Source organism: Chamaesiphon polymorphus CCALA 037 (assembly GCF_003003845.1).
GTDB classification, from domain to species: domain Bacteria; phylum Cyanobacteriota; class Cyanobacteriia; order Cyanobacteriales; family Chamaesiphonaceae; genus Chamaesiphon; species Chamaesiphon polymorphus.
The window spans coordinates 1-7453 of record NZ_PVWO01000285.1 but is presented as its reverse complement, the minus strand read 5'-3'; the positions used below and the strand labels follow the sequence as shown (position 1 = coordinate 7453).

The following is a 7453-nucleotide window of genomic DNA, read 5'->3' as shown; positions in this document are numbered from 1 at the left end:
TCTCTGCACTGAGGATAAATAGGGGATCTACAGCAGCCAGACGACGACTATTACCTCTAGTTTCGAGCCGATTGACAGCAGCTTGGACGACTTCTACATTCCGAGCGTGTAGCTGCGTAAAACTTTCGGACACCTCATACAGAGCTTCTAAACTAGCTGCCGTGACGACAATTCGTCCTGTCAATGCTAAATATTCCCAAACTTGTTGCAAAATCGGTTTAATGCCTCTGCTACCTTCAATACAACCTCGTTGTGGCTGTGTCGAAATTTGGCTCAGACATTCTGGCGCACTCCCAATGACAATTTGGACGTTACGCACTTCAAATCGATCGCAGTTGAGTTGAATCAAATTTGCCACTTCTTCATCGCGCTCGATCGCGATAATTCGTCCATGAGGGCATAGTAACCCAATTTCTACCGGAATTGTTCCCGTACCAGCTCCAATGTCCCAGACAACTGAATTTGCCTCCAATCTCAGTGCAGATAGCATCAGCAATCGAATCTCGCGCTGACTCATGGGAATCCCTGGCAATCGCTCGAATAATTCATCGGGGATCCCTGGGGAGACATATTTCCACAGTTCGGACATAAATTCTTGGGGTGTGGATATCTTGAGATATCGACAAGGGTTTGCAGTGTATTTACTCACATCTTACACCAGCGGATGCGCTCTCTTATCTAATAGCCTAGTAGTCTACGGCGTAAATCTAGTTACTATTTTGGCGGGGAGTTGGGAGTTGGGAGTTGGGAGTTGGGAGTTGGGAGTGTGAAATAGTAACCTAACTTGCGCCGCCTAGTACTAGATGCTTACTATTTTAATTGTCTCTAAATCTGGATCGCTACAGCCGACAAGTTCGCCGCCAAGCTCGACGATCGATCGCAAATAATCTAGAGCTTCAATGGTAATAATTTCACCAGCTATTAAGACTGGAATTCCTGGTGGATAAGGACAGATCGATTCGGCACTTACTTTACCTACCGCTTCATCGATCGATATACTAATATGACGCGATCGATCTGCTTGACGTGGTGTAATTGCCATCTCTGTTAAAGTTTTAGTTGGTGGCTCGATCGATGGTAATTCCAAAGATTTATCTTTAGCATGATTTGTAGCTAATTCGGTAAAAGCGGCGACTAATCGATCGATATCCGATCGCGTATTTCCCAGGCTGATGATAAATGTCAAATGTCGCGTAGATGGTAATTCAGCGACGACGCCTAATTTATCGGTCAAAATTTCATCGGCGGCAAATCCGGTGAGATTTAGACCTGTTACTGTAACGGTCAAACGAGTTGGATCGAGATAGTTACAGCCAGGAGTGGGTGAATTTAATTCAAACACCGAAAGTCGATCGATCTGCGCGATTTTCGATCGGGCAATTTTGGCAAGTTCGATCGTTTCAGACATCAATTCTGTGCCGAATAATGCCATTTGTTGGCGCGCAGCATCGAGGGAAGCGAGTAGTAAATAACTGGGACTAGTTGTTTGGATCGATCGTAAAGCTCGACTGATTCGATCGACATCGATCCTACTAGTATTATTCACATGCAACATTGCCGATTGAGTCAGCGCACCCAATAATTTGTGCGTTGATTGTACCGATAGATCTGCACCCGCAGCTAATGCCGCAGGCGGAAGATCGGGATGAAAGCCAAAATGCGCTCCATGAGCTTCATCCACCAGTAGCGGAATCTGATAACTATGAACGATCTCCGCAATGGTCGCTAAATCGCTACAGGTGCCGTAATAAGTGGGATAGACAAGCATTACAGCTTTGGTATCCGGATGCCGTTCTAGTGCGAATTTGACCGCCTCTGGTGTAATACCGTGCGCGATATCTACAGCTCTGTCATATTCTGGATCGATAAAAATCGGTACCGCACCCGCATGAATGATACCGGAAATAGCTGAAGCATGAATATTGCGGGGCAAAATAATTTTCTCACCTTCCCCGCAAGTAGCCAAAATTGCGGCAATAACTCCGGCTGTCGAACCATTAACGAGAAACCATGTCTGCTGCGCGCCAAATACTTCGGCGGCGAGAGCTTGCGCCGATGCTAAGATTCCCGATGGTGCTTGGAGATTATCTAATCCTGGCAGCTCTGGCAAATCCCAACCAAACACATCGGCACCCCAGCGATTTTTTAGCAGCGAATTCATCCCGCTACCGCGCTTGTGTCCGGGGGTATAAAACGGTGCGTGGGAAGTGGCTACCCACTCCAGCAGCGCATCGACAATTGGGGTTTGGGATCGATCTAAAGTGGACATTTAAGTTAATGGATATGGAAGATTATGGTCGTTTAAAGGTGGTAAACATTTTAAAATTGCACCTCTCAATATATTCAATACTCATTGGTTTTGCAATTGTCTTGCTATCGATCTTATTAATTAATAATTCTCATAGCTAACAACTTCGGTAACTAGATTTCATTGTCGCAAAGCTGTCCTCGTTCTATCTGTGTGATATTCGATAATGTCACCTCAGAGATCGATCGCAACGCCTCATCGGTAAAAAATGCTTGATGTCCGGTAATGATGACATTAGGAAAAGTCATCAGTCTGGCAAAAGTATCATCTTGCATAATTTTGTCGGAAAGATTTTCAAAAAATATTTCCGACTCTCGTTCGTATACATCTAGCCCTAGCGACCCAATTTTTCCTGATTTGAGCGCGGAAATAATTGCTTTTGTGTCGATTAATGCACCCCGACTAGTGTTAATTAACATTGTGTTGGGCTTCATTTGAGAGATCGCTACCTCATTCACTAAGTGATAGGTTTGTGGGGTGAGCGGACAATGAAGACTAATAATATCTGACTGAGAAAACAGTTGAGGCAGCTCCACATATCGCACCCCAATTGCTTCACATGCAGGATTGGTATAAGTATCGTAGGCGAGAACTTGGCAGCCAAAACCCGTCATGATTTTAGCGAAAACTCCCCCAACTCTACCAGTGCCAATAACGCCAATCGTCCGTCCGTGTAAATCGAATCCGAGCAGTCCTTCTAAGGAAAAATTTCCCTCACGGACGCGGTTGTACGCCCGATGTAAGTGGCGATTGAGTGCTAGTATAAGCCCGACGGCATGTTCGGCGACGGCATAGGGAGAATAGGCCGGAACTCGCACTAGTTTGATGCCCAACATTTTGGCTGTCTGGACATCGACATTATTGTATCCCGCACAACGCAGAGCAATGAGCTTGACATTATTGTTAGCGAGAACTTGTAATGTATATTTGTCAACTTCATCATTAACGAAAATACAAATGGCAGGGGCATCTGCCAGTAGTGCAGTTTGCCGATCGAGTCGGGGTTCTAAAAATGTTATTGCATGGTTATGTCGGACATTAGCAACTGTGAAAAATTCCCGATCGTAAGATTTGGTATTAAAAAAAGCCACTTTCATTGTTAGATTGCTCCCTACATAAAAACCTAATTAATGATTAATTTAACGTGAAATAGACGTTAGTATTCCGATCGATGAAAATATCAAATTGCTATTTATACTAATGCTCTAAATTACTACTTTGTGCAAGAGGTGAGTATCAAAATTAATTTTGCGACCTAAAAAAAAGATAGATGAGAAATCAATCTCACCTATCTTTGCTGATTGGCGTTGACGTAGAGCGATCGAATTTATCGATCGCTCTTAAGCATAATCTGCCAAATTACTTCACCAAATCTACTTAGTTACCAGCAGGTAGCGAAGGAGAACGGTGATAAGGAACGACATCTTCGCCGAAGTAGCGGGCATATTCCACGCTATCGACCATCAGCTTGACTGCGGCACTAAAACCACGCTCGGCAATGACCCGATTGTAATCGGAGATCTCGGCTTGGTTCATCGGCGCGCGACCCAACAGGTGACGGAATAAAAATTCGATCGCTTTGGTGTTGGGATATGGCGTGTAGAATCGATCGATATAAGCTGCCGAGGTAGCTAGAGTAGAGACAAATTCACGCATGGAGATTGCACCATTGCGGACTTGACTTTCTAGATCCGGACGACGGAATTGTTCGGGCACTTCACCATTACCCAGATCCATCACATGGACGTACAAGGCTTCGATCGCTTGTGTCGCTTCTACTGGACTGATGCTTGCGTTCATCCGAAAAATTCGGGCTGATTCGCGGGCAATTTTAGCCGTTGTCGCCACAGTCGGCTCACTCATAGCTAAAGTAGAGGAACGACCCAATGACACTAGCTCAGACTCCTTCTGGCGGGCAGCAGCGGCATTATCCGCGATCGCTTTACCAGTCAAGGGTAACTTAGCCATATCCATCCGAGGTTTGATGGTGTCAAAACTCGGTACGACAACTTGCTTATCCTGTTTGGTGAGCTTGTTGTACAGGGTTTGAGTATTTGGATAGTTAGCCGCAGGGAGCGTGAGGAAGCGGTTGTATGGCACTACATCTTCACCAAACACCTGAACGTATTCAGCACCGTTAACCATTGCGCCGATGAAGGCTTTAATTCCCGCAGTTGCCAGAATTTGGTTGTATTTCCGGATTTCTGCTTGATCTAGGGGCGCACGTCCGAGGAAGTGTTTGGTACCTAGTTCGATGACTTTGGTGTTGGGATAAGGAGTGTAGAACTCTTTAAGATACAACCCAGAGCAACCGAGTCCTTCGATAAACTCTTTGAGGTTGATTTCGGAGTTACCGAGTTTACTTTCGAGCGCGCTAAACTCATTAGCGACGATATAGGGTTCGATATCCCGCTCGAAGACTTGACGGTAAGCCGCACGAATGACTGTTTGGAGTTGAACTTTATCTCCAGCTTGGGTGAGCTTAAAGATTTTAGTCTGTTCGCGTTTTTTGGTGACACCTTGATTGACGCGGAATTCGATGTCGGGGAGAGAACGATTGTCTTGTGTCGCGCCAAGTTCGACAAAGCGAGGTGTGGTTTCTGCTTGGTTTTTGGTCACAATACCAACGCCAGTGTCACCGATACTACCTACCCGTAGGTTCCGCAGACTGACACCCGCAGGCGTGAGGTAGCGGTTGTAGGGCACCATGTCTTCGTTGAAGCTCTCGCTGTACTCTTGGGAGTCGATCATCGCATCGACGATCGCGTAGAAACCCTGCTTGGATGCGAGATCGAAGTATTTATTCATCTCCTGACGACCGTAAGTCGGACGACCGAGCAGGCGACGGTGGATATATTCGATCGCTTTACACACGTAGAATTTCGTCCAGTATGTATTGCGGAAAATATCGGATTTGGCGAGTGCGCGGACGAATTCACGAACTGAGATATCGCCGTTTTCGAGCTTAATCTCTTCAACTTTCAGGCGTTGACCTTCATACACGTCCCGTCCCATCACTTGCAGATAAATTGCTTTAATTACTGCTTGTGTCGAACTTTCAGCGAAGGAAGTACTACGACCTTGGCCAGTTTTGGCTTTTTTACCAGTTGCTTGGAAAGCAGGTAATTGGTCGAGTTTGAAGGTTTTAGCTCCCAAAGAACCTGGAGCGACGCCGCGCGCGCCGGGATTGCTGAGTTGGTTATTAATTCCAGGCCCTTGAGCGATCAGGATCCGGCGAGTATCTTTGCCGAATGGTGCTGGCGAGTTGCTAGGATTGCGAGTTTCTTTCGGGAAGATCGCTCCAAACTGAATTTCTAGCGGATCGTTACCCGAACCGTAGACGTGCTGGTCGGCTAATGGTTGTTCGTAAGCCGCAAATGTCGTCAGGAACTGCGGAATCTTGCGGAACGGCGCGCTGTAGTTGAATAAGTCTTGCTGCGGCCCCCAATTGCGACACTCTTGAGCCTCTTGACCCAAACCGCGAATGTAAGGTACTGTTTCTTCACCAAAGTAGTCAGAGTACTCAGAGGAGTCTACCAGGGCATCAATCAGCCCATTTAAGCCTTTAGCAGAGACGATACTGAAATACTTCTGGACTTCTTCGCGAGAAGAAGGCCCGCGACCTAAAATGTGCCGGAAGGCAAGTTCTAGTGCCCGACTGTTAATGTAGGGTAAGAAGAAATTTTTCCGATACAGTGGCGATTTAGCCAAGCGACGGATGAATTCTTTCATCGAGATTTCGCCGTTTTTAACTTTCGATTCCAAGTCGGAAACCGATAAGCTATAGGCACGAGTGATATCTCTTTCAAAGACTTGGCGATAAGCCGCTTTGATAACATCGTTTTTCTCGCCTGCGGATAATCCTGGCTTCATCGCATATTTGACGCGACGCTCAGCGGCTGCGGAGTAAAGCTGGGGCAGTTCTAAGCCCTGTTGGTCGCCAGAAGGACGCTGACGGAGTTTATTAGCTGGTGCGGATGCTTTGAATTCACCGATCGTCAGTTCAAAGTACCGCTCGATAATTTCTTGCGCTTCTTTATCTTTGCTAAAGTAGCCGAGCGAGCCAGCGCGCATTTCTAACAGTGCGACGATGGTTGCAGGTACCGAGCAAGCATTTTGAATGATCTCCCGCAAGCCGCGAGTGTTGATAACTACGATGTTTGGATCGCCAGCGACGATCGCATAGGTGATGTAGCGCAGGAACCAACTCATATCCCGTAGCGACTTCTGCATGTTCGCAGGGCCGTAGAGGGAGATATTAATCGGCTGGAAACCTTGAGGAATCGCACCCGCACCAGTTGCCGTGAACAACGAAGTCAAGTTAGATAGAAAACCACCTTTGGCTTCGACAAAAGTGACAGTTCCCAAGGTAGACTCACTTTGTTGCGTACCACTAGCAAAGGTTCTAGCAACTTCCGGCTCTGCTTTAGGCTTTTCCAAAAAGGCCATTGGCGAACCACCGACGAAAATCCGGTTAGCCGCACGGGAGACAATCAAATCAGAGTTATCGCTAAGAATTTTGGCGATTTCGATCCGTTTGGCTCCAGACTCAAAGTAGCTCCTCAGCTCGCTCAGTTCGCCCATCGCGGGGAACCGATCTTGCTGTTCTGCTTGCGAAATAGTCGCAACCGGAAGTGTTTGATATAAATTTGGACGGGATAGCGAGCCGCCACCACTTGCCTTAACACTCATTAGATCTTAAATCTCCCAACCGAATATTTTGTTAAACCTAATCGAGTCCAGGCACAGTCTTTCAAAATACCTGCCTGCGTGAGGATGTAGAGTGTGGGGATCGGTTGTCAATCCAGGGATGTGGCTGAAAATCCTCTGCCCGCTCGCCGCTGCTACCACTAGGGTAGTTGCGAGTTTACTTACCGCTTCACTAACTCGATCGAAATTTGAATAGATCGGGTCGATCGAGATGATTAGTCTCGTCTCCCTGTGGATGAAAATTGGTGCTAGCAAAACCAGCACAGCTTTTAGATTAAAACGTTTCGCCTGCCCGTAGCTTGTTTGTGAAGAAGTGTGTAGAAATTAAATTTATATTGGACTGCACAAGATCGTAGAGGATGTGCGGGGGAATATTAGAAAAAAGATAAGTTTTGTTACAGAGCGGTAGGGGTGGATGGGTGGATGGGTGGATGG

General features: G+C 46.6%; 4 protein-coding genes. All 4 read right to left on the bottom strand.

From position 1 onward, the window contains the following. On the bottom strand, window positions 1-589 hold a 589-nt coding region (gene cbiT / locus C7B77_RS19110; RefSeq protein WP_106308398.1), incomplete at its 3' end, for a precorrin-6Y C5,15-methyltransferase subunit CbiT. A 210-nt stretch (window positions 590-799) separates the two neighbouring features. After that, on the bottom strand, window positions 800-2269 hold the full coding sequence (locus C7B77_RS19105; protein WP_106308395.1) for an aminotransferase class I/II-fold pyridoxal phosphate-dependent enzyme: 1470 nt from the start codon (window positions 2267-2269) through the stop codon (window positions 800-802). Window positions 2270-2421: 152 nt separating this feature from the next. Beyond that, entirely contained in the window at window positions 2422-3405 is a 984-nt protein-coding gene (locus C7B77_RS19100) for a 2-hydroxyacid dehydrogenase (protein ID WP_106308392.1), read from the bottom strand. A gap of 280 nt (window positions 3406-3685) precedes the next feature. Next, window positions 3686-7000 (bottom strand): phycobilisome rod-core linker polypeptide, encoded by a 3315-nt coding sequence (locus tag C7B77_RS19095; RefSeq protein WP_106308389.1) that lies wholly within the window; start codon window positions 6998-7000, stop codon window positions 3686-3688. Window positions 7001-7453: the final 453 nt, after the last annotated feature.

Coding starts and splice junctions, on each gene's coding strand:
- C7B77_RS19105 (WP_106308395.1), bottom strand. CDS start 2,269: ATGTCCACTTTAGATCGATCCCAAACCCCAATTGTCGATGCGCTGCTG.
- C7B77_RS19100 (WP_106308392.1), bottom strand. CDS start 3,405: ATGAAAGTGGCTTTTTTTAATACCAAATCTTACGATCGGGAATTTTTC.
- C7B77_RS19095 (WP_106308389.1), bottom strand. CDS start 7,000: ATGAGTGTTAAGGCAAGTGGTGGCGGCTCGCTATCCCGTCCAAATTTA.